The following is a 21,524-nucleotide window of genomic DNA, read 5'->3' on the forward strand; positions in this document are numbered from 1 at the left end:
ATGGGGATTGCGATCGCCAGCTTTATTATTTTGTTCCTGCTCAGCGAAGCCGTATTGCACCTACGGCAGTGGGTAATTCCCTTTCCTGCCGTCTTAATTGCTGCGGTTGGTTTAGTGGTGGCCTCCAATTGGTCGCTCCTTCGCCGTGAGTAGCCTCCCTATCCTAGACATAACGGCTAAATGTCTAGAGGAACTCCTCGCGTGGCATCAGGTGCACCATCCCCAATTGAGTGCCCAATGGCAGCCCCTCTATGAGTTGCGCGATCGCCTCCACCAGAGTGCATGGCACATTGTTGTCTTGGGTCAGGTGAGCCGCGGCAAGTCCGCCCTTTTGAATGCCCTCTATGGCGAAGCGATTTTTCCCGTGGGCGCCCTTCATGGCACGACTCGATGGCCGCGAACGGTTCGCTGGCACTGTCAAGATCAAATCGTTGATCTCACGGATACCCCTGGGCTGGATGAAGTCGCGGGTAGTGAACGGGAAAAAATGACATGGAGTGCCGTTGAGACTGCCGATCTTGTCCTTTTTGTGACCCAAGACAGCCTTACCCCCGTCGAATGCCAAGCCCGCGATCGCCTAAACACCCTTAGGATTCCCCACAAGCTCATTCTCACCAAGGCGGATCTCTACCCGCCAATGGCCGAAGGTATTGCCGTGAGCAGCACAACAGGTCAAGGCATTCCAGAACTGCGACAGCTTCTTCAGCAGTGGTTACAACAGGAGGCTCCCCAAGCCCGTGCCCTGCGAATTCTCCACCAAGCCAGCCAAGTTGAACAGAACCTCGGGGCAGCTCTTGGCACGCAAGACACGTCGGCATGGTCTTGGTTAACCGCACAGATGGTGGGTAGCCTGCTGCTGCCGGGGGGATTTTTCGATGTCGTGCTGGCGATAATCAGTACCCTTGCCTATATCCGCAAAGCGTGCCAAGCCTATGCCGTGCCCTTTCCCCTACCGGCCTTTGGGAGTCTGAGTCAGTTTGTCTTACTGTGGTATGCGGCGATTTATCTTTCCAGTTGGCAAGGCTTGACCTTCGGCAGTGAACTCTGGGGAGTCAATACGACTGTTGTCCTCCAGGGGGGAGTGATCTTCTGGGGCTACCAACAGATTCGCCGCCGCCTAGACCCCTATCTTCAGCAAGGCTATCAATGGGGACACCATGGACCCCAACGGCTGTTGCAGCAACTCACTCAAACCCGTGCCAATGTGACGGCCTCCGGCTGATCTTGGTATTTGCCCCGCCGCGTTTCATAACTGACATCGCAGGGTTCACCCTCAAAAAAGAGCAATTGCACCACTCCCTCATTGGCGTAGATGCGACAGTCTGCACTGGAAGAATTTGAGAATTCTAAGGTCAGATGGCCTCGCCAGCCCGCCTCTGCCGGTGTCAGGTTAGCAATAATCCCCGCACGGGCATAGGAGCTTTTACCAATACACAGAACCGTGACATTTTCAGGAACCTGTAGGCGTTCTAGCGCCACCCCAAGACCGTAGGAATGGGCGGGCAAAATAAAGAAGGCACCATTGGCATCTTCATGGAGGGGCGCAGATTCCAGATTTGCCGGGTTAAAGTTTTTGGGATCCACCACCGTCCCCGGCACATGGCGAAAGATACGAAACTCCTTCGGGCTGAGGCGAATATCGTAACCGTAGGAAGAAAGGCCAAAACTAATCACGGGCTGCTCAGCCACCCGCCGCACCAGTGTCGGTTCAAAAGGCTGAATCATGCCCTGAGCCGCCATGGCTCGAATCCAAATATCATTTTTAATCATTGTGCTGTCGCGATCGCACAAACAACCAATGTATCTTACAGCCCTTTTCCCATGAATAAAACAGGCTCAACACTGTGAAGAGACTTAACGCTTTGCTTCCCACTGACCCCAGCGATAGCCGAGTTCAAACCAGATCAGCGAATTCACAAAATAGATCGCGACCACCGTTAACCCTTGCCATAGTTGACCCAACTCAGGCCAAAGCCACGGCAATAGGCCCAAACCCACGGCGATACCCCCTAGCAGACCGAGACCTGTCCCCCCTGCCATGACGAACATGATGAACAAAGCGCCCAGTTCTAGGCTGTTGGGTAACTCACGGCGAAATAGCCGAAAATAACACTGCATGAGATACATGTGCGGCCATATCAGCAGGAAGATCACCGCCAGCAAAAGGTTAGAGAACAGGCTTCCCACACTCTAGAAAATTCCAGAAACAACATTGGTGCTGCGCCCCAGTCTAGCGAGAAGGCGCTAAATCCGATCCAAAACCCGAATCCCCAGTAGGGATAGTCCTAGCTTCAGGGTCTGAGCAGTGAGATAGGCAAGGGTGAGACGGGATTGCTTCGTTGGCTCAGTTGCCGAGAGGATGGGACAGCGATCGTAGAACTGGTTGAAAAGCTGGCTCAGTTCAAAGAGGTATTGGCAGAGGCGGTTGGGCAATAGCTCAGCGCTCACAAGGTCGAGGGTTTCCTCCAGTTGCACAAGGTGCTTGGCCAAGTTTTGCTCGGTCTCATCCTCTAGGAAGAGGGGGGTATCTGGTGAGAGGGTGCGCCAATCAATGTCGCCGCGCCGTGTCAGTCCTTGGACACGCACATAGGCATAGAGCAAATAGGGAGCAGTATTCCCCTGTAGGGAGAGCATCTTGTCGTAGCTAAAGACATAGTTACTGTTGCGGTTTTGGCTAAGATCTGCGTATTTGACAGCACCGATACCGATCGCCCGTGCCACGGTGTCAATGAATTCTGGAGATTCACGACGGCCTTCACTGGCAAGGCGCTGTTCTAAATCCGCTCGACTGCGGGCGATCGCCTCCGTCAACAAATCCATCAGGCGAATCGTTTCCCCAGAACGGGTTTTCAAGCGTTTGCCATCTTCCCCCAACACTAAGCCAAAGGGGACATGGGTTAACGTGACATGGGGCGGCACCCAACCCGCGCGCTGCGCCACTTGAAAGACTTGGGCAAAGTGGGTGGACTGCCCAACATCGGTAACATAGATAATCCAATCTGCTCGGTCTTTGTCAATGCGGTAGCGCAGGGCGGCTAAATCCGTGGTTGCGTAGTTGTAGCCCCCATCGGACTTCTGAATAATTAAGGGTTGGGGCTGCCCCTCTTTATTGGTGAAGCCTTCCAAGAAGACGACCTTTGCCCCCTGATCCTCCACCACGAGGCCAAGAGCGGCTAAGTCCTCAATCACCGCGGGCAAAAAGGGATTGTAGAAGGACTCCCCTCGTTCGGTGAGTTCAATATCCAGCAGATCGTAGATCTTTTGAAACTCGCGGCGGGATTGCTCACACAGCAGTTGCCAAGCGCGGCGACTCTGTTCTTCTCCCTGCTGGAGTGCCACCACCTGCTGCCGTGCCTTCTGCTGAAAGTTTGGATCGCTGTCAAAGCGTTGCTTGGCCTTTTTGTAGAATGTCACCAAGTCACCTAAGTCAAGGGCATTGGCGGTTGTGAGGGCGTCGGGATAAACCTCATCAAGGTAGGCAATGAGCATGCCAAACTGCGTTCCCCAGTCCCCCACATGGTTGAGCCGCAGGACATCATGCCCTTGAAATTCAAGAATGCGGGCAATGCAGTCACCAATAATCGTGGAGCGCAGGTGACCCACGTGCATTTCCTTGGCAATGTTGGGGCTAGAAAAATCAACCACCACCCGGCGTGGCTCTCGCGCTGGCGGAATGCCCAAGCGATCGCTCCCAATAGCGGCTTGCAGGCTGCGCGCCAGAAAGTCTGGCTTGAGACGAAAATTGAGAAAGCCCGGACCAGCAATTTCGACGGGTTGACAGAGATCCTCAACATTGAGATGTGCCACCACCTCTTGGGCTAGCTCACGGGGTGCTTTGCCCACCTGCTTGGCGAGGCTCAGGCAAACATTGGATTGATAGTCGCCAAACTTGGCTTGACTGGCCGGCAGCAGGAGCGGCTGGGGATAGGTATCTAAAGGAAGTGCGGTTTGCAGGGCACTGAGGAGGCGATCGCCCAAAAGCCGTAGAGGAGCAACCATTAACGCTTGCGCCCCCGTCGTTGTTCTTTTTGCTCCGCTTGCAGCCGCCGGCGATCGCGCCACTCCGCAAAAGTCAGATAGCCAATGCCACCAGTGACGACAATCAGCAGCAGCAAGGCCACCAGAACCAGAAGATCCGCCAATGAAACCGTCATTGCCCCAGTCCTAGGTGGCTACATGCCGTGGCGACCCCACACCACAAAGGCGATCGAGAGCGTAAAGACACTGAGAACACCCACCCAACCGAGCGTGATAATATCCATTGCATGCGATCCTGAACTCAATGCAGACCTCATTTTAACTCAGATAGATTATCTTTTCTTTATTAGAGGCAGGCTACAGGCAATGACGCAGGGGATGACAGCAATTGAAACCGCCATTGAGCAAGGAGACCTAACCGCTGTCCAGGAGGCGATCGCCAACGGTATCGAGTTGAAAACGGAAGCGCTGGCACTGGCAGCAGAACTGGGGCACACGGAGATTGTCAATGCCCTGATTGTCGCCGGCGTCGATGTTAACCAAGGGGACAGCGAGGGTTGGACACCATTGATGGCTGCTGCCGGCGGTGGACATACCGCCATTGTGGAGAAACTGTTAGCCGCCGGTGCCAATGTCAACGCTCAAACGACCTTTGGTTTGACCCCCTTAATGGCCGCAGCAGCCAAAGGACAGACGGCTACGGTCAAACAACTGATTGCAGCAGGTGCAGATCTCAACGCCAAGGATCAGAATTCTTGGACAGCTTTGGTGTGGGCGTTGGATGGAAAACATGCCGACGTGGTGGCAGTCATTAAAGCCGCTCGCGCACAATCTTTAGGACCATGATGAAGTACCTCAGTTTATTTTTAGCAGCAGCCCCTTCAAGTATTCTCATTGCTCAACTGGCGCGAACTCAACGGCTGCGGGTCGCGCTCATTGAAGCGGCTCAAATTGTGGGGATTGTTGGCATTGCGATGCTCACGGACTGGCTCCTGCTGAACTTGGGGATTCATCAACTGCAACAGCGGCTTGACCAAAAAGCCAGCCAACAATCCCAGCCTTGGCTCTCCCTTGGCGCTAGTCTATTGCGCCTGACGCTGCGGATTTTACTCTGGGCACTCGTTTTATCTTGGATTCTGCAATCGGTTCAAAGTCTTTCCCCTTGGCATGAGCGCATCGATAGCACGATTCAGTTTCTCCTCAAACGGGTGGCCGTGGTGTTTAACACCCCCTTTATGGAGTTGGGGCGGACGCAAATTACCCTAAACTTTCTCTTTTTAATTCTCTTTCTCTCCCTCGCAGTGATTTTTACCTCCCGCTGGGTGAGCGAGTGGCTCAAGAGTCGGATTCTCATGCAGTTACGGGTGGATCGCGGTAGCCAAGAAACCATCACCCGTGTGGTTAGCTATAGCCTCAGCTTTATTGGCTTTATTGTTGTTCTACAAACCGCGGGCATTGACCTCAGTTCCCTGACGGTGTTAGCGGGGGTCTTGGGGATCGGTTTTGGTTTTGGTTTGCAAACCCTCGCCAGTAACTTTATTAGCGGTTTAGCGATTTTGTTGGAACATCCGATTAAAGTCGGCGATTTTATTGAAGTGGATGGCCTGCTGGGCACGGTGGAGAAAATTTCAATTCGCGCTACGATTATCCGCACCAATGATAGCCAGTACGTGATTGTCCCCAACAACCGCTTTATTGAAAAGAACGTCGTTAACTGGAGTTACGGTAGTCCCGATAGCCGTATCCATATCCCTGTGAGTGTCGCCTATGGCAGTGATACGGTTCTGGTGACCGAAGCGCTCCTCAGTGCCGCCCGTCAGGATCCGCGCGTCCTGCTCACCCCACCCCCCAGCGTTTGGTTTCGCGGTTTTGGCGAGAATGCCTACCTCTTTGAATTGCTGGTGTGGATTAACCGCCCCCAAGATTCTGAACCCATTAAAAGCGCCCTCAATTTTCTCATTGAGCAGGAATTACGGCAGCGGCAGATTGAAGTGCCTTTTCCCCAGTTGGATTTGCGGTTGCGCGACTTGGGGGAACTGCGCTCCTTGGCTCATTACTACCACCGTTCTGTGGCCAGTGTGCCCGAAACCGCAGCGGTGAGTGAGCCAGTAGCTCCTGAAATGGTCAAAACCGAACCCTCCCTTGCTGATTTACTGCGCAATATCAGTTGCTTTTCCCGCTGCTCCAATGCGGAATTGCAAATGCTGATTGAGTTGGGCAATCGTCAATTTTATGGTGTGGGGGAAATTATCTGCTCTGAGGGCGATCCGGGGGATGCCTTTTACATTGTCCTTGAGGGATCAGTGGAAGTGCGCTCTGAGCAGTTGGATCAAATCTTAGCCACCCTCTATGAGGGCGATTTCTTTGGCGAAATTTCAGTGCTAACGGGAATGCCGCGATCGGCCACAGTGCGGGCGTTAGAAGAAACAGTTCTATTTGTGGTGCATCGTTCAGCGGTACAGCGCCTGTTGCAAGCTCAACCCCAATTGGCGGAAGAGATTGCCCACGAGCTAGCGGCACGACAACAGGTTCTCCAAGAACTCGGCCTCGTGAACTCCCAAGAAATCAAAAGCCTGCCCCCCTTGCAGTGGATTCGTCGCCGCTTGCAAACGCTCTTTAATGTCTAGGGCGTCAAGCGTTCAATTAATCTCTGGTGCTGAGGAAACTGCTGCTGCAATTGCTGGCGATCGCCCAATTCAAAATCGCGAAAGTCAAATCCCGGCGCCACCGTACACCCCACAAGACTAAAACTGTCTGGCGCATCCACCGTTGCTCCAAACCATGCTCCCGCTGGTACCACCTGTTGCCATTGCTCCCCCTGATCGATATTCATCCCCAAGCGCAGGGGCTGATACTCGCCCGTTGGTAGAATCACATGAATCGTCAGGCTACTGCCCGTGTAAAAGTGCCACAGTTCATCACTGGCAATGCGGTGCAGTCGCGAACAGGCCGTGGAGGGGAGCAAAAAGTAAATACTCGTACAGTAGGGGCGATCGCCCCCCTGAAAACCTGAAGGCAAAACCGCTGCGGGAATACTCCCTGCTGAGCGATAGACCTCACGGAAATAGCCCCCCTCTGGATGGGGTTGCAGATCAAGCGCCTCAATCCACGCCTTAGCTGGCCAAGTATTCATACATTTGCTGGCGCCGCCGCCGCAGATGATCGAGGGCTTGCCGCTCCAGTTGCCGCACCCGTTCACGGCTGAGGTTGAGTTGTTCACCCACCTTAGCAAGGGACAGCTCTTGGCCATTCCCTAACCCGTAGCGCAGGGTGAGGACTTGCCGTTGTTGCGGGGTAAGTTCCGCCAGCCACAGGTTGACATCATCGCGGAGGGACTCCACCGTAGTAAATTGCTCTGGCGAAAGACTGTCATCCTCGAGCAGTTCACCGAGTTCAGTGTCCTGATTGTCCCCAACGCGCAGATCAAGGGAAACGGGTTGGCGCGCAAGGGTCAGGTATTCACGAATTTGCTCCGGTTCGAGTTCTAGGGCTGCTGCCACCTCAGCAGGGGTTGCACTCCGTCCCAATTTTTGCGCCAATTCGCGTTGGGTGCGTTTGATCTTGTTCAGCTTCTCGGTAATGTGGATGGGCAGCCGAATGGTTCGCCCCTGTTGGGCGATCGCCCGCGTAATGGCCTGACGAATCCACCAGTAGGCATAGGTAGAGAACTTATAGCCGCGCGTGGGATCAAACTTTTCCACACCGCGTTCAAGGCCAAGGGTGCCCTCTTGCACCAAGTCCAGCAATTCAAGGTTGCGTTTTTGATACTTCTTGGCCACCGAAACCACCAGCCGTAGGTTGGCTTCAATCATTTTTTGCTTGGCGCGTTCGCCGCGCTTAAGGAGATTGCGCAATTCCGCCGGCGTGAGATGAGAGGCCGCCGCCCATTCTTCAAAGGTTGGTTCACGTCCCAGTTCCTTGGTGAGAGCCTCGCGTTTTTCCCGCAGTGCCATCATTTGCTGCACTTGTTTACCCAGAATAATTTCCTGCTCATGGGTCAGCAGCGGCACGCGTCCAATTTCCTGTAGGTAGGTGCGCACCATATCGGTGCTAACAGTGGGTGTAGGGGATGGGGTTTTGGAAGCGGAGTTCATCATAGCAGCACAGATTCTAAACAGTATTTGGCAAGGAAGAATGTAGATAAAAGATTTATCGCGATGAAGATGACGACTCGCACTGATAAAGCTGAGGTTCCTATAGCGTTAGCCTAGCAGGTGAGAGGGAGTTGGCCTGTATCCTAATCTACTTAGACTTAAATTGTGCCCCGAAAGTTGCCAATTCATAACAGCCGATTCCTGAAATAAAGATTAAAGTTTGTCAACTAGAGATGGGGATCAGGAGATCGGCAAGGGCTTTGGGGGCAAATTCGAGGGCAAAAACACGGCCAAAGGCCGTCACAAACTGCTGGCGCACCTCCTCTAGGGTAATGTTGGCACAAAACTGCCGTAGGTTCCCGACGGGGCGATCGCCAATGCCACAGGGGACAATGCGCCCAAAGCCCTTTAGATCGTTCACCACATTGAGGGCAATGCCGTGGAAGGTAATCCAGCGGGTCACCTTGATCCCAATTGCGGCCACCTTGTACCCCTCTACCCAAACACCTGTAAGGCCAGCAACGCGCTCCCCTTTAATGCCATAGTGCCCTAGGGTTTGAATCACAACTTCCTCCAACTGGTGGAGATACCAATGCAAATCGCAGCGGTGGCGGCGTAAATTCAAAATCGGGTAGGCCACCAATTGGCCGGGGCAGTGGTAGGTGACATCGCCTCCGCGCTCAATGCGCAAGACCTCAATGCCAGTAGCCACAGGATCAAAGTGAAGGTGGGCGGTGGTTGCCCCTTGACCAAGGGTGTAGATGGGGGGATGCTCCAAAGTGAGCAGGACATCTCGGGCAGTGGGATTGTGGCAGCGCTCAGCCACCAGTTGCTGTTGCCAGCGCCAAGCATCGCGGTAGGGAATGATCCCCAAGGCACAATGCCAACCAAGGGCAGTTTTCATAGGGGGTGCCAGATTGTCAAGAGCTAGAGGATAAGAATTATCACAGAACACGAATAAAGGTGAAGAGCGGCAGCACACCCTGTAATCGCCGATACGGAGATGTTAGGGTGGAAGTAGATCAGCCTTAGATGTATCTGTTTTGCTCAGGGGAGGCAACCCTATGAGGCTAGTGATTCATGGTAAAAACATTGATATTACGGATGGCATTCGCAGCTATGTGAACCAAAAAATTGAGCGAGCCACCAGTCATTTCCAAAATGTGATTAACGAAGTTGATGTGCATCTGTCCGTGGCTCGTAACCGTAGCACTGCTCCCAAGCAAACCGCTGAAGTAACCCTCTTTGTTAATGGCTGCGTCATTCGCGCCGAAGAAAGCAGTGAAAATCTCTACGCCAGTATTGATCTCGTTGCCGACAAAATTGCGCGCAAACTCCGTAAACTCAAAGAAAAACGCCAAGACAAGTCCCGCGCTAAAGACACCAATAGTGTGGTGGAGCCCGCAGTGGTGACCGACTTAGTGGGCGATCGCACACCGCAACTGCCCGAACAAGTGGTGCGCATGAAATACTTTGCCATGCCCCCCATGAGTATCCAAGAAGCCCTTGAGCACCTAGAAATGGTGGATCACGACTTCTATGTCTTCCGCAATCGCGATACGGGAGAAATTAACGTGGTCTATGAACGCAATCATGGGGGCTATGGCGTCATTCAACCCCGCCCCACCTCCCAAGAGAATCATCACGCTGCTGCTAAACCCATGGCGAAAACCAGCCACTAGCAGCGATTCAGCGGGCCATTGAAGAGGCTAATTTGCATCGCTGTTTGTACAAGCCTTGGCACAGCGAGGAACTGGTGGAAACCATCCGTTCGGGTCTTTCTTCAGAGGCCTCCTAGGGACGCAGGATCAACTGCCATTCCTGCGTTTGGCGATCGCGCTGAAGTTCGCTATTTTCACCAATCACATAGGGTCCCCAGTAGCGTTTGGAGCCATCCAGCGTGAAAGCAAGGACAATATCCCCTGACTGAAGTGCCAGCTTGCCCTCTGGCAGCGTTAATAGTAATCCCTTAATACTGCCCTCCATGGGGGCAAAATCCCAGTGAACTGCTCCTTCATTAGGATGGGCGCGATCGCGGGCAGCGAGCAACACCACGCGCACCGGAAAGGCCGTTTGATTACTGATGCGTAGCCCATTCGGTTGCGGGTTGGCTGGCGTTTGGGGAGGGGGTAAGGGCTGAACAGTAGTGGTTTCTGGTTCTGCCTCGACAATGGGGGGCGGTTGGGTCAGCAGGTCTGGCTCCCACCAGAGCGCAAAATGTAGTTGTGAAAGAATAATCGCACCCACCACCCCGACCAGCACTGCCACGAGGTAAGGAAGAAATTTAATTCGGATAGACATAGAGATAGGTTACTGCGGATGCCGCGCCTTTCTTTCCAGTTTAGAGAGTTGTGGCAGAAACCGCAGTGGGCAAAAAAGTTTGATCTCAATTGCCAGGGCCCTGAACTTCGGAGGAAAGTCGCTCTTGCAAGCGTTGCAAAGAAATCTGGGCTGCCGTCGCCACATGGGGATGCTCATCTTTAGCGAGGTATTCCAAAGCGGCTTGGGTTTTCGGGCTAGGGAGATTGCCCAGAGCTTCAGCGAGCCGTTGCCGTACCAACCAATCCTCTGTGGTCACAAAGGGCAAAATATCTTCGACAACACTGGGATCGCCAATTTCCCCCAGAGCGGCGATCGCCCCTTGGAGCATCACGACTTCCTGACTTTTCAGCGCCGAGCGCAATACATCCACCGCGCGGGGATCCTTAAGATTGCCCAGCGCCACAGCAGCACTAAAGCGCACTAACCAATCGGTGTCTTCATAAAAGGCGCGCACTAGCGGTTCAAAGGCACGCCCATCTTCGAGATAGCCCAAGGCACCCGCAGCATCGGCACGAATACCATAATCCGGTTCACTCTCGAGCAACTGCACCAGAATGTCAAAGCACTCCGGTGTGGATTTAACCCCAAGGGCAAACACAGCCATTGAGCGAATCTGTAGATTTTCGTCCCAAAGGACTTTTTTAATCAGGGGTACGGCATCCGCAGAGGGGACATCCCGTAGCGCGGCTAGCGCCAGCAGGCGATCGCGGGAATTGGGACTTTCCAGTTGATGGGCAAGCTGTTCGAGGGAAGGCATGGCAGTAACCTGAAAGCTAATTTACAAAAGTTAACAATATACTTCCTATTATAAAAAAGTCTCCCCGAAGTAAAACCAAGATCACACTTGGTCTGGTTCCTTGGGGAGCGCTTGCCCAACAATTTCACAGAGGATACAGCCGTATCAATGTCCTAGGCTGCTTTGGCTTTTTGCAGGAGCTTTTGAAACTGCTTGACAGCATAGGGCAGAATGTTACGAACTGCCCAACCCGCAGCCAGTAGGACAGGTAACAGGACAATCAGGACACGCCAATCCATACCCATAACCTCCCAAAACGTTTTCTGAAAACTTTATGAATTATTGTACAGCCTTCTCTAAGGAGAGAAAGGGGGGACACGATGCAACAAAGAAAGATTCTACCGACAGAGCTTTTCTAAACATCGACGGGCTATCCGATCCCAATGCTGACGTTCACAGTTTTGGGTGTGTTCTCCCCTTGGAAAAAGGTCTGTATGATTGGTTTAACTCCTTTAAGGCCAAATCCTGATGGGCGAAGACAAAATGACCCTCCGTGACAACCAAACGGCGGCTGCTTTGCGTCTCAGTAAAGTGTTAGCCGCTCGTAATCGTTGGCGCACGGGTTGGCAGTCTCTGCGTTCGGTGTTGATGCCGATCGCCATGGTCACTGTCTTGCTGGCTTGGGGACTCGATTGGGATGCGGTGGGTGTGGTGGCTGCTTTGGTGCTGGGGGGACTGAGTTTCCCCTTGGTCTGGACTTCGACCTATCACTGGTTTACTGAAGATCTCACGGAACAGCAACGGCAGTTCATTTTGGCCTCACTGGGCCTGAGTTTGACGGTGGTGGCACTCATTGCCATGACTGGCGCCATGGACTGGATTCGAGGACGCTTTCAAGGTACGAATTGGGATGCGGTGGGGGCACTGGCGGAGGGCTTCGGTGCCTTGGGACAGATTTTGGTGGCGCTCTTGGCCGCCTATGTGGCTTGGCGACAATACGTGATCTCGCGGGATTTGACGACGCAACAAAACCGCATTACCCAACAGCAAACGATTGACAGTTATTTCCAAGGGATTGCCGATCTCATTCTTGACGATGAGGGGTTATTGGAGGATTGGCCGCCGGAGCGGGCGATCGCCGAGGGACGCACTGCTGCCATCTTGGGGGGGCTCGATGCCGAAGGCAAGGCCAAAATCATTCGCTTTTTGTCAGGCGCAAAGTTACTCTCGCCGCTGAAGCGCGATCGCCGACTGGGACGGGCGATTTTTGATGGGCTGGGTGGCTATGAGGAAGACATTGAGTATGGTGTGCGGGTGATTAACCTTGGCAGTATGCTAGCGGGCGCTGATCTCAGTGGTACCGATTTGCGCTGGACCGAATTGAGTGATGCCAATCTCACAGGCACCCTCTTTCGCAACTGTAATTTGACGCGAGCCAACCTAGCAGGGGCAATTTTGCAGGGGGCGGATTTCACCAATGCCGATCTCAGTCGGGTTCGCTTCTTTTATGGCACCGCTGATCAGGCCAGCCCCCGCGATCGCCTGCATCCTCCCAACTTTCGCACTGGGGCGCAGACGGGTGCAGTGGTCGAGGATGTCAACTTTACCAATGTCAAGAACCTCTCCGAAGAACAACGCTACTATTGCTGTGCTTGGAGTGGTAGCCGCTCCCGTGAAACGATTCCCGGTGGCTGTGAGGGCATTCCGAATAAACTAGGACGCTAGCGCCTCGGTTAGTAGCGCGATCGCGGGCGATGATTCGCCACGGAGAGCACCATCCCTAAGCCAAGATAGGTCGCCAGCAGGGCTGAGCGGCCATAACTCACCAGCGGTAACGGCATTCCTGTCACGGGGAGCAGACCAATGGTCATGCCAATATTCACCACCACTTGAAACAGGATCATGGCAAATAGACCGATCGCCAGCAACGAGCCAAAGTCATGACCGGCACTATTGGCAATTTGCAATAAGCGCAAACCGATTAACCAAAAAAGGCATAGGAGAACTAAACTGCCAATGAACCCCGTTTCCTCAGCGATCGCTGAAAAAATAAAGTCTGTATGCTGTTCGGGAATAAATCCCAACTGGGTCTGGGTGCCTTGAAAAATGCCCCGCCCCCATAGCCCACCAGCACCAATGGCAATCCGCGATTGAATCAAGTGGTAGCCAGCCCCAAGGGGATCCTTGTCGGGGTCAAGAAACATGAGAATACGGGTTTTTTGATAGTCCTTGAGCACGCTCCAAAGCAGCTGCCCCAAGCCAGCCCCCCCGAGATTGAGCACCAGCCCCCCCAAGCCACCGACCCAGCCCAAGGGCAAGCTCCGCCATGCAACGACGGCCATCGCCAGTGTCCACACCAACCAGAGGATCAGGTTCAGTTGGTAGGGCAGAGGCAGGGCAACGAGAATCGCTGCCACCAAAGGGGAAAGCATCAAGACAATCCAGCTGCCGGGGGTATTCGCCCAGTAGAGCATTGTCAATGTAATGGCAATGAAAACAAGGGACGTGCCCAAATCCGGCTGCGTCAAAACTAGGAAAAAAGGGGGGGCGGTGGCTGCAAAGACACTGAGAATGCCCTTCAGAGAGTGGCCTGAAATGCGGTGCAACAGTGCCGCTTGGGTAAGAATGAGGGAGATTTTGGCAAACTCCGAGGGTTGCAGGTTAAAGCCGCCAATCGCCAACCAGCGCTCTGCTCCCTTGGCCTCGACCCCCACGAGATCAACCGCTAGCAGCAGGGCACAGCTCAGGCCGTAGATGACCCAATGACTGCCCATAAAGACTGATTCCGGAACGCGGGCAAGGATCAGGGCAAGCATCGTACCCATCCCCCCCACCAATAAATGCTGGAGACTATCGTTTTCCTCTAGGTGTAGTTGACTACTGTGGATGAAGACCGCCCCAATGACCGTGGTTGCCCAAACAGCCCCTAACAGCAGCCAATCCACGCCTCGCCATGGATAAAACCAGCCAAAAGTCCGCCGTCGGGGTACTCGCCAAGTCATCAGCCACTGTCCTGTCTCTCCTAGGGGGTTAGTCTATCGGCTGGCTCAAAAGGTTGCAAACGACCAGCGCGGACAACCGACATGGCACCTTGCCTTGGTGTATTATCCGAAAGGTTGGGCTTCTATTCCGACAAGGAGCGATCGCAGTGGCAACCCTAGGGGTCAACATTGATCATGTGGCAACGATTCGCCAAGCGCGGCGCACAGTTGAACCCGATCCCGTAGCCGCAGCCGTTTTGGCAGAACTGGGGGGAGCTGATGGCATTACCGTACATCTGCGGGAAGATCGTCGCCATATTCAAGAGCGGGATGTGCGCCTGCTGCGGCAAACGGTACGCACCCATTTGAACCTAGAGATGGCTGCCACTTCCGAAATGGTGGCGATCGCCCTTGACATTCGGCCAGATTACGTGACGTTGGTACCTGAGCGGCGCGAAGAAGTCACCACCGAAGGGGGGCTAGACGTGGTGGGTCAGCAGGAACCCCTGACCCAAGTGGTGAAAACGCTGCAAGGCGCAGGAATTCCTGTGAGTTTATTCATTGACGCGGATTCGGCCCAACTGGAAGCCGCCGCTAAAACCACGGCTCAATTTATTGAACTGCACACTGGTCGCTATGCCGAAGCCAAGGGGGAAGCGGCGCAACAACAAGAGTTAGCAATTTTAGCTCATGGTGTCCAACAAGCAAAATCCTTAGGCTTGCGGGTGAATGCAGGCCATGGCCTGACCTACACCAATGTGGGGGCGATCGCCCGCCTTGAAGGCATTGAGGAACTCAATATTGGCCACACGATTATCAGCCGCGCTGTTCTTGTGGGCATGGTGCAAGCCGTACGGGATATGAAAGCCCTCATTAGCTCTTAAACTCAGCCCTGAGGGCGTCATCATAGTCATCAGCGAGTGTCGCCACAATCGTAATTAGGCGGGAAATTTCACCCGCAGTAATCCCCCCTAGGGTGCGGGTAGCCACGACTTGGACTTGGTCTTCAGCAATGGCAAAGTGTGCCTCGAGGGTGGTGAGCCAGTTCAACGTCAGGAGCTTACGATAGAGTGCCAATTCATCCGCTACGGGCAGAGGCAGTACCGGTGACCAAATGGTGAGAAAGTCTTCCGCCGTATGGCCACTCAACTGCACAAAGACCTCGGCACTGCCATAGCGAAACATCCAAATTTTGCCACTGTCCGTTTGGCCAACGAGGGGGGCGTCCCCTTGGTGGAGACTAGAAATCACCGTTTCAATAATCTCAACCGCATTTTCTAGGGGCGCGTCAAGGGATGCTGCGGGGACGGGCTGCACTTCACTGACCATGGTCATTCCTTTCGTGAATCAGGACAACTTGTTAGAGGACTTGGTGGGTGTAGGCGTGTTGTTTGACATTGTCGGCAGTGGTAACGATACGCTCGGAGTTGAGCACCCGTTTGCGTTCTGTGGAGGTATTAAAGTTGCGGTAGGTTTCGCCAAGGGGAATATGGCGGGTACTTTGGGGACGGGCAATGTAGGTGCGTGCCGCTGCTGCAAGGCGATCGCCATAGTCATCACACAGATGGGCACTGGGGGGAAAGTGCTGCTGCACCTGCTGCGGATCTTGGGCTGTGCCATAGGTGAGGGCATGGGCTTCACTATAAGAAGTGGGCAAGCCATGGAGCAAGGCTTCCAACGCCGCTGAGGGAATCGGCTCAATCACCTCTACGGGCTGGAGTTTTCCCTCCACCTGCACAAAACAATGAGCCAGTCCAAGCACCACATAGGCTTCTGGGGGGGGAATCTCTTGACTCATTGCAACCTCACAATCATGTGGTTCTCCTCAAGTCTAGCCTGCTTTTCGAAAAATCAGCGCAGTGGGCAACATATAAAAAGAGGCGGCAGTCGTCAGTGGAGAAACGGCTAAGATCGTTTAGGCCTATTTCACCATGAGTCCTGTCATTATTGCTGTATAGTGAGCACTCTAGAGAGTATGGAAACGGCAAACTCAATGCCAGCAACAATCGAATCCCCTGAAGTTGAGCTATTACCTCCGATGTTGGCAGCACTGCCCGACCCCCAAGGGGTGAGTGTGTGTCCTCGGCGGGCACGTTGGCAATTAGACTTATTGTTGCTTGCCCTAGAGTGCGTTGATTTGCATGCCTCTGAGTTGATGTTGCAAGTGCTGCGAGATCTGCAACTGCAAGTGATGATCCCCAATCGGGTCGTATTTTGGCAAATTCGCTGCACCAATCCCTTTCGCCAAATTACCCAGCGTACCCCCTTGCCCTTAGCGGAAACAAAGGCACTCACCGCAGTGGTTGTGCAAGTGGCGCGGCGGCAGACGGCAATCCTGCGGCATTTACTTTTGGTGTTGGATCAATTGCAGGCGCAAAATTTGCCCCCGGAAACCTATGCCCCCTTGGCGGAGTATTTAGACCGCTTTCGCCGCCATTTTCGCAAACGCATGAACCTCCAGCGATCGGGTCTCTTTCTCTACAAAAATAACCAAGCCCTCAATGAGTTGGGTCTAAAGCTGTTGGCACAACTTCTGCTCTGTGCAGGCACAAAGGGCATGGAACGCCTTTGGTTTAGTTTATTTGACGGGGAAGTAAGTTAATGCTGCTGCAACGCCAGTATTCATTGCCCAATTGCACACTGCGAATTGAAGGGCTGAGTGGTCAAGCCGGCGCAGAGCAGTTGGATATTGTCACCCTCTGCGAGTGGGAGATTATTGGCCAGAATCAGCGGGTCAAGGGCGGGAAAGAATTCCTTGTGGCATTGCTCAATAGTGTGCCCGCAGCAGCGCAAACGTGGTTGAGTGGTGTTAAGTTACGGCGATCGCCCCAGTACCCGATTCAGGTCGAGATTCAGGCCTCTAATCAGGTAGTGCTGCATATTCCCCGCCAGCTATTGCAAGGCTCGCCTACAGAAAATGCCGATACCCCTGCCCAGAATGGCGCTGGTGAAACCCTAGAAGTGCAGCTCACTTGGTTGCAGCTAGCGGATTTAGTGGAGGCATTGGATCAACTCTGTAGTGATAGCCAAACACTGCCTACCCTGATACCGACATTCCATTCCCTCCCCCGGCAGGCGATCGCCCCTGCTGTGCCTTTGCGCAAACAACTGATGCCCTTGGGGATTGGCGCTGCTAGCTTAGCCGTCATGGCTGCGATCTTTTTCCATCTACCAGTGCCCGAACGCCGTCCCCCGCGCGAGGAAGCCGTGCCCCCCACCGCCGAAGCCGTCACACCCTCACCGGCACCCACGACACCAGCAACCCCGAATCCGTAAGCCCGTTTCAGGCCTACCCGCAATTTGGCAACTGTCGTTTAGCTTTTTGATGCTTGGAATCAACCATGGTAATCACTGCCCCTAGTGCTTTTTGGCCCCCCGTTGCCAGCGATCGCGCTGCCTTTATTGCCCCCAATGCCACCCTTGTTGGCGATGTCCGCTTGGGTGAAGGCTGTAGCATTTGGTATGGCGCTGTTTTACGCGGTGACGTGGCGTACATCGAGATTGGTGCCCACACCAATGTTCAAGATGGCGTCATCCTCCATGGTGATCCGGGACAACCCACGATCCTTGGGGAAGAGGTGACGGTTGGGCATCGCGCGGTGATTCATGGCGCAACCGTGGAAGATGGCTGCTTAATTGGCATTGGCGCCGTGATTCTCAATGGCGTTCGAGTTGGAGCGGGCAGTATTGTCGGTGCAGGGGCAGTGGTGAGCAAAGATGTCCCCCCCCGCTCTTTGGTTGTGGGCATTCCCGCTAAGGTGGTGCGGGAAGTGAGTGACACTGAGGCCGCCGATCTACGTCAGCATGCCCGTAAGTATGAACAACTGGCCCATGTCCACAACGGCACAGGCACTGATCTAGGGTTCCATCCCTAGAAGTTGCATCCAAGGCTGTCCTACACTGATTCCGACGGTGTTGGCTGTTGGCCATTCTTAGGAAAAGGGCTGTCATCTGCTAAAATTCTGAAGGATTTTCTCGTAAGAGTTCAGCCAATGACTCGTGCACGGATTGCTGTGGATGCCATGGGGGGTGACTATGCTCCCGATGAGATTGTTGCCGGTGCCCTCAGAGCCAGTGAAGAATTAGACGCCGATATCCTCCTTGTGGGTGATCCGGTGCCCATTCAGCGCTACCTCAATGAACATGCCCCCACAGCCAAGACCCAAATTGTCGAAGCGAGTGATGTTGTGGAAATGGGGGAAGAACCCCTGACCGCCCTGAAAAAGAAACCCAAGGCCTCAATTAACGTGGCGATGGATCTGGTCAAAGCGGGTGCGGCTGATGCGGTTGTTTCCGCTGGTCACTCAGGGGCAGCGATGGCTGCGGCGCTATTGCGCTTGGGTCGACTCCCTGGCATTGATCGCCCCGCCATTGGTGCCGTCTTACCCACCCTCATCCCCGGCAAATCCGTTCTTGTCCTCGATGTCGGTGCCAATGTGGACTGCCGCCCGAAATACCTTGAGCAATTTGCGGTCATGGGTTCGATCTACAGCCAGTACGTCTTGGATGTCGAAGATCCCAAGGTGGGCTTGCTTAATATTGGCGAAGAGGACTGCAAAGGCAATGATCTGGCCCTAAAGGCACATCAACTGCTGCGGCAAAATCGCCAAATCTCCTTTTTGGGCAATGCCGAAGGCCGCGATGTCCTGTCGGGACAATTTGATGTCGTGGTCTGTGATGGCTTTGTTGGCAATGTTCTGCTTAAATTTGCTGAATCCTTGGGTAGTGTCCTCGTCCAAATTCTCCGCGAAGAGCTACCTCGGGGCTGGCGCGGGCAACTGGGTACGGCGCTGCTGCGTCCCAATCTCCGCAAAATTAAACAGCGCATTGATCATGCCGAACATGGCGGTGGCCTCCTCTTGGGCGTGGATGGCATCTGCATCATTAGCCATGGCAGTTCCCAAGCACCTTCGATTTTTAATGCCATTCGCTTGGCCAAAGAAGCGGTGGATCATCGCGTTTCAGAGCGGATTCAAGCTTGTTACCAGCATGCCGTTGCCGTTGAGGATCAGGCTTAGTGGCTGTGCAGGGCGTTAAATTTAGCGGCGTGGGCGCGGCAATCCCCCGTCAATGCTTGACCAATGCCCACCTCAGTGCCCTTGTGGATACGTCTGATGAGTGGATTCAATCCCGTACCGGCATTCAAGAACGGCACGTGGCAGCTCCTGACCAGCGCCTTGTGGATTTGGCCAGCGAAGCGGCAGGCGCAGCCCTACAGATGGCCGGCCTAGAACCCACAGCAGTCGATTTAATCATCTTGGCTACCTCTACGCCCGATGATCTCTTTGGCACCGCCTGCTTGGTGCAAACTCGCATTGGTGCGCTAAATGCCGTGGCTTTTGACTTAACGGCTGCCTGTTCTGGCTTCCTTTTTGCCTTGGTTACGGCGGCTCAGTATTTGCGCACCGGTGCCTACCGCAGTGCCTTGGTCATTGGTGGTGATATTCTGTCGCGCTGGGTGGATTGGGGCGATCGCCGCACCTGCATTCTCTTTGGCGATGGCGCCGGCGCAATGGTGTTGCAAGCGAGTGACGTGGATCAGCTTTTGAGCTTTGAGCTGCGCAGTGATGGCCGTCTCAATGAGCACCTCACCCTTGCCTTTGCCGGAACCCCTCAATCTCTAGGGGAGCAGCTGGCGATCGCCCAAGGGGGCTTTGCCCCCATTGCCATGAATGGCCGTGAAGTTTATCGCTTTGCCGTCACCCAAGTTCCCGAAGTGATTGAAAAAGCTCTCCACCGCGCTGCCTGTACGGCTGAGGACATTGATTGGCTGGTGCTGCATCAGGCAAACCAACGCATTCTTGACGCTGTGGCTGAGCGTTTGGGCATTCCTCAGGAAAAGGTGATTAGCAATGTGGGGCAGTGTGGCAATACCTCAGCCGCCTCAATTCCCCTTGCCCTGACGGCTCCGATTCAACAGGGGCATATTCAACCCGGAGACTTAATTGCCACCGCTGGCTTTGGTGCGGGGTTAACTTGGGGAGCTGCCCTGTTCCGCTGGCAATAGCTATGCAAAGGGACACTGACCTGCGTACATTAACGATGCGGGTGGAGGCCATTCTCTACCTGAAGGCGCAGCCCCTCACCCTTTCTGAACTAGCAACCCTCGCCGCCACTGCTCCTGAGGCCGTTGAACTGGCACTGATTGAGCTACTCAACGACTATGCCCATCGCCAAACGGCCCTTGAAATTGTCCAAATTGACGATAGATACAGCCTGCAACTCAAGCCCGCCTTTCAAGAATTGGTTCAGTCCCTTGTCCCCGTTGAATTGGGGGTTGCGGCACAGCGCACATTAGCCCTGATTGCTTTTCGTGGCCCCATGCGCCAAGCAGAGGTGATTGAACTGCGGGGATCCAGTGCCTACCAACACATTCAAGAACTCCTCACCCTTGGGTTTATTCAGCGGCGGCGGGATAGCCAAAGTCGCTCCTACATCCTCCAAGTCACTGAGCGCTTTCACCAGTATTTTCAGGTGGATCAACTGCCAACTATTCAGGGGGAAAGGGCGGACGATTGACATACTCACTGAGCAACTGGGAGGGCAAATCATCATTGGTCGCCAATTGCAGATTCAAGAGAGCCACTGCGAGCTTGTCTTGCTCTAGTTTGTTGCGTCCCAAGGCCTTGAGAATGCGCCGTAATTGAGCCGCAATTTCTGCCCCAAACATGGTGAGATTTTCATCGGGCAGTGCGGGCAGCCAATCAATTGCCCCATGTTCTACTGCCCATTGTCGCTGCATGGGGGAAATGTGGTTGTCGTAGCGGTCAATAATGAAACTGCGCAGCTTGGGATAGGTTGCCTTGATCCAATTCAAAAGGTTACCAATATCCGGGGTTTCCAGTTGCGAATCAAGGAGCAACAGGTCAGGGTTGCGCTGCATCACGGTCACAAAATCACTAATAATGCGGCGGCTATTGATTTGCCCCGATTCAACGATAACTTCTAACCCCTGACTACGCAGCAATTCTTGCCAAATTTGTACTTGAATGCCGGGGGGTTGAATGATGAGAATGGTGGGTTGAAGGGCAAGAGGAGCATCCGGCGGGGTGGTGGAGACAGCCTCATCGGTACGAAATTCAAGGGTTGTTTTGCCGATAATAAAGCGATCGCCCGTTTTGAGGAGCGTCGGCACCTGAATCATTTGACCATTTAGCACACAGCCATTACGACTCCCCAAATCAATGAGATAATAATCGTCATTATCCAGACGCTGAATCATGGCATGGCGACGGGAAGACCAGCGATCCGCTAAAACAATTGTGCAGTCTTTACCTCGACCAATCACCCATGAATTGCCTTGGGTAAGAGGGACGATATAGGTGCTGGCCTCTGTGGAGATGACCAATTGTGGATACTGTGGTAACAAGGTGACCCCTCTTCCAACTCCCTGTAGGAATAAATTCGGTCTCT

At 53.9% G+C, this 21,524-nt stretch carries 28 protein-coding genes and 1 pseudogene; 14 read left to right on the top strand and 15 right to left on the bottom strand.

Annotation, left to right across the window (positions count from 1 at the left end):
* Positions 1 to 153: a hypothetical protein gene (locus RHH81_RS05385; protein WP_310743492.1), complete on the top strand. Its 153-nt coding sequence runs from the start codon at positions 1 to 3 to the stop codon at positions 151 to 153.
* Positions 146 to 1,222 carry an Era-like GTP-binding protein gene (locus RHH81_RS05390; RefSeq protein WP_206201405.1) on the top strand — a complete coding sequence of 359 codons (1,077 nt, stop codon included), beginning with the start codon at positions 146 to 148 and terminating at the stop codon, positions 1,220 to 1,222. The genes RHH81_RS05385 and RHH81_RS05390 overlap by 8 nt, the downstream gene beginning before the upstream one ends.
* On the opposite strand, the gene dcd is transcribed toward RHH81_RS05390, so the two are convergent.
* The 5 genes from dcd to petN form a co-directional block, all read right to left on the bottom strand.
* On the bottom strand, positions 1,189 to 1,770 hold the full coding sequence (gene dcd, locus RHH81_RS05395) for a dCTP deaminase (RefSeq protein WP_181496856.1): 582 nt from the start codon (positions 1,768 to 1,770) through the stop codon (positions 1,189 to 1,191). The genes RHH81_RS05390 and dcd overlap by 34 nt on opposite strands.
* 84 nt (positions 1,771 to 1,854) lie before the next feature.
* A complete protein-coding gene (locus RHH81_RS05400; protein WP_206201406.1) occupies positions 1,855 to 2,118 on the bottom strand; it encodes a hypothetical protein in 264 nt (87 codons plus the stop codon).
* A gap of 126 nt (positions 2,119 to 2,244) precedes the next feature.
* A complete protein-coding gene (gene argS, locus RHH81_RS05405) occupies positions 2,245 to 3,999 on the bottom strand; it encodes an arginine--tRNA ligase (RefSeq protein WP_206201407.1) in 1,755 nt (584 codons plus the stop codon).
* The gene (locus RHH81_RS05410; protein WP_149817663.1) at positions 3,999 to 4,154 is read right to left on the bottom strand and encodes a hypothetical protein; all 156 of its coding nucleotides are present in this window, start codon (positions 4,152 to 4,154) and stop codon (positions 3,999 to 4,001) included. Before RHH81_RS05410 ends, argS begins: the two co-directional genes overlap by 1 nt.
* 18 nt (positions 4,155 to 4,172) lie before the next feature.
* A complete protein-coding gene (petN, locus tag RHH81_RS05415; protein ID WP_011056671.1) occupies positions 4,173 to 4,262 on the bottom strand; it encodes a cytochrome b6-f complex subunit PetN in 90 nt (29 codons plus the stop codon).
* Between the two features lie 94 nt (positions 4,263 to 4,356).
* On the opposite strand from petN, the gene RHH81_RS05420 reads away from it, so the two are divergent.
* Together RHH81_RS05420 and RHH81_RS05425 are read left to right on the top strand one after the other, a co-directional pair.
* Positions 4,357 to 4,824: an ankyrin repeat domain-containing protein gene (locus RHH81_RS05420; protein ID WP_310438420.1), complete on the top strand. Its 468-nt coding sequence runs from the start codon at positions 4,357 to 4,359 to the stop codon at positions 4,822 to 4,824.
* Complete coding sequence (locus RHH81_RS05425; RefSeq protein WP_206201410.1) at positions 4,821 to 6,605, top strand: mechanosensitive ion channel domain-containing protein; 1,785 nt, start codon at positions 4,821 to 4,823, stop codon at positions 6,603 to 6,605. The genes RHH81_RS05420 and RHH81_RS05425 overlap by 4 nt, the downstream gene beginning before the upstream one ends.
* Here the strand turns inward: RHH81_RS05425 and RHH81_RS05430 are convergent.
* The 3 genes from RHH81_RS05430 to lipB form a co-directional block, all read right to left on the bottom strand.
* On the bottom strand, positions 6,602 to 7,111 hold the full coding sequence (locus RHH81_RS05430; RefSeq protein ID WP_302679057.1) for a cupin domain-containing protein: 510 nt from the start codon (positions 7,109 to 7,111) through the stop codon (positions 6,602 to 6,604). The two genes, RHH81_RS05425 and RHH81_RS05430, sit on opposite strands and share 4 nt — an antisense overlap.
* Positions 7,092 to 8,075 carry an RNA polymerase sigma factor, RpoD/SigA family gene (locus tag RHH81_RS05435; RefSeq protein ID WP_315862901.1) on the bottom strand — a complete coding sequence of 328 codons (984 nt, stop codon included), beginning with the start codon at positions 8,073 to 8,075 and terminating at the stop codon, positions 7,092 to 7,094. Before RHH81_RS05435 ends, RHH81_RS05430 begins: the two co-directional genes overlap by 20 nt.
* 220 nt (positions 8,076 to 8,295) lie before the next feature.
* Positions 8,296 to 8,976: a lipoyl(octanoyl) transferase LipB gene (gene lipB, locus RHH81_RS05440; protein ID WP_206201412.1), complete on the bottom strand. Its 681-nt coding sequence runs from the start codon at positions 8,974 to 8,976 to the stop codon at positions 8,296 to 8,298.
* Positions 8,977 to 9,136: 160 nt separating this feature from the next.
* On the opposite strand from lipB, the gene hpf reads away from it, so the two are divergent.
* Complete coding sequence (gene hpf, locus RHH81_RS05445; protein WP_310743494.1) at positions 9,137 to 9,754, top strand: ribosome hibernation-promoting factor, HPF/YfiA family; 618 nt, start codon at positions 9,137 to 9,139, stop codon at positions 9,752 to 9,754.
* Between the two features lie 2 nt (positions 9,755 to 9,756).
* Positions 9,757 to 9,870: pseudogene (locus tag RHH81_RS13005) on the top strand (response regulator); the annotation flags it as partial.
* On the opposite strand, the gene RHH81_RS05450 reads toward RHH81_RS13005, so the two are convergent.
* The 3 genes from RHH81_RS05450 to RHH81_RS05460 all read right to left on the bottom strand — a co-directional run bounded on the left by RHH81_RS05450 (position 9,867) and on the right by RHH81_RS05460 (position 11,435).
* On the bottom strand, positions 9,867 to 10,373 hold the full coding sequence (locus RHH81_RS05450) for a hypothetical protein (RefSeq protein ID WP_310743495.1): 507 nt from the start codon (positions 10,371 to 10,373) through the stop codon (positions 9,867 to 9,869). The pseudogene RHH81_RS13005 and the gene RHH81_RS05450 overlap by 4 nt on opposite strands.
* Before the next feature lie 85 nt (positions 10,374 to 10,458).
* Positions 10,459 to 11,151: a HEAT repeat domain-containing protein gene (locus RHH81_RS05455; RefSeq protein WP_206201415.1), complete on the bottom strand. Its 693-nt coding sequence runs from the start codon at positions 11,149 to 11,151 to the stop codon at positions 10,459 to 10,461.
* A 152-nt stretch (positions 11,152 to 11,303) separates the two neighbouring features.
* On the bottom strand, positions 11,304 to 11,435 hold the full coding sequence (locus tag RHH81_RS05460) for a photosystem II protein Y (protein WP_149817644.1): 132 nt from the start codon (positions 11,433 to 11,435) through the stop codon (positions 11,304 to 11,306).
* Positions 11,436 to 11,658: 223 nt separating this feature from the next.
* Here RHH81_RS05460 and RHH81_RS05465 point away from each other — a divergent pair, with 223 nt between their 5' ends.
* Entirely contained in the window at positions 11,659 to 12,855 is a 1,197-nt protein-coding gene (locus RHH81_RS05465) for a pentapeptide repeat-containing protein (RefSeq protein ID WP_302676536.1), read from the top strand.
* Between the two features lie 8 nt (positions 12,856 to 12,863).
* Here RHH81_RS05465 and rodA read toward each other — a convergent pair whose 3' ends face one another.
* Positions 12,864 to 14,132, bottom strand: coding sequence for a rod shape-determining protein RodA (gene rodA, locus RHH81_RS05470; RefSeq protein WP_206201417.1), 1,269 nt, complete (start codon positions 14,130 to 14,132; stop codon positions 12,864 to 12,866).
* A gap of 146 nt (positions 14,133 to 14,278) precedes the next feature.
* On the opposite strand from rodA, the gene RHH81_RS05475 reads away from it, so the two are divergent.
* Complete coding sequence (locus RHH81_RS05475; RefSeq protein ID WP_310743496.1) at positions 14,279 to 14,995, top strand: pyridoxine 5'-phosphate synthase; 717 nt, start codon at positions 14,279 to 14,281, stop codon at positions 14,993 to 14,995.
* On the opposite strand, the gene RHH81_RS05480 is transcribed toward RHH81_RS05475, so the two are convergent.
* Positions 14,985 to 15,440 carry a YbjN domain-containing protein gene (locus tag RHH81_RS05480; protein WP_310743497.1) on the bottom strand — a complete coding sequence of 152 codons (456 nt, stop codon included), beginning with the start codon at positions 15,438 to 15,440 and terminating at the stop codon, positions 14,985 to 14,987. The two genes, RHH81_RS05475 and RHH81_RS05480, sit on opposite strands and share 11 nt — an antisense overlap.
* A gap of 31 nt (positions 15,441 to 15,471) precedes the next feature.
* Positions 15,472 to 15,909 (bottom strand): hypothetical protein, encoded by a 438-nt coding sequence (locus RHH81_RS05485; RefSeq protein ID WP_310743498.1) that lies wholly within the window; start codon positions 15,907 to 15,909, stop codon positions 15,472 to 15,474.
* Between the two features lie 195 nt (positions 15,910 to 16,104).
* Here RHH81_RS05485 and RHH81_RS05490 point away from each other — a divergent pair, with 195 nt between their 5' ends.
* The 6 genes from RHH81_RS05490 to scpB all read left to right on the top strand — a co-directional run bounded on the left by RHH81_RS05490 (position 16,105) and on the right by scpB (position 20,630).
* Positions 16,105 to 16,713: a DUF3038 domain-containing protein gene (locus RHH81_RS05490; RefSeq protein WP_225901665.1), complete on the top strand. Its 609-nt coding sequence runs from the start codon at positions 16,105 to 16,107 to the stop codon at positions 16,711 to 16,713.
* A complete protein-coding gene (locus RHH81_RS05495; protein ID WP_206201421.1) occupies positions 16,713 to 17,387 on the top strand; it encodes a DUF4335 domain-containing protein in 675 nt (224 codons plus the stop codon). Before RHH81_RS05490 ends, RHH81_RS05495 begins: the two co-directional genes overlap by 1 nt.
* Positions 17,388 to 17,452: 65 nt before the next feature.
* Positions 17,453 to 17,986 carry a gamma carbonic anhydrase family protein gene (locus RHH81_RS05500; RefSeq protein ID WP_302676532.1) on the top strand — a complete coding sequence of 178 codons (534 nt, stop codon included), beginning with the start codon at positions 17,453 to 17,455 and terminating at the stop codon, positions 17,984 to 17,986.
* A 117-nt stretch (positions 17,987 to 18,103) separates the two neighbouring features.
* The gene (plsX, locus tag RHH81_RS05505; RefSeq protein ID WP_206201423.1) at positions 18,104 to 19,129 is read left to right on the top strand and encodes a phosphate acyltransferase PlsX; all 1,026 of its coding nucleotides are present in this window, start codon (positions 18,104 to 18,106) and stop codon (positions 19,127 to 19,129) included.
* Positions 19,129 to 20,118 carry a beta-ketoacyl-ACP synthase III gene (locus RHH81_RS05510; RefSeq protein WP_206201424.1) on the top strand — a complete coding sequence of 330 codons (990 nt, stop codon included), beginning with the start codon at positions 19,129 to 19,131 and terminating at the stop codon, positions 20,116 to 20,118. Before plsX ends, RHH81_RS05510 begins: the two co-directional genes overlap by 1 nt.
* A gap of 2 nt (positions 20,119 to 20,120) precedes the next feature.
* Positions 20,121 to 20,630: an SMC-Scp complex subunit ScpB gene (gene scpB, locus RHH81_RS05515; protein WP_206201425.1), complete on the top strand. Its 510-nt coding sequence runs from the start codon at positions 20,121 to 20,123 to the stop codon at positions 20,628 to 20,630.
* On the opposite strand, the gene RHH81_RS05520 is transcribed toward scpB, so the two are convergent.
* Positions 20,602 to 21,480: an FHA domain-containing protein gene (locus tag RHH81_RS05520; protein ID WP_225901666.1), complete on the bottom strand. Its 879-nt coding sequence runs from the start codon at positions 21,478 to 21,480 to the stop codon at positions 20,602 to 20,604. The genes scpB and RHH81_RS05520 overlap by 29 nt on opposite strands.
* Positions 21,481 to 21,524: the final 44 nt, after the last annotated feature.

It is taken from the genome of Thermosynechococcus sp. PKX95 (assembly GCF_031583295.1).
GTDB lineage: Bacteria > Cyanobacteriota > Cyanobacteriia > Thermosynechococcales > Thermosynechococcaceae > Thermosynechococcus.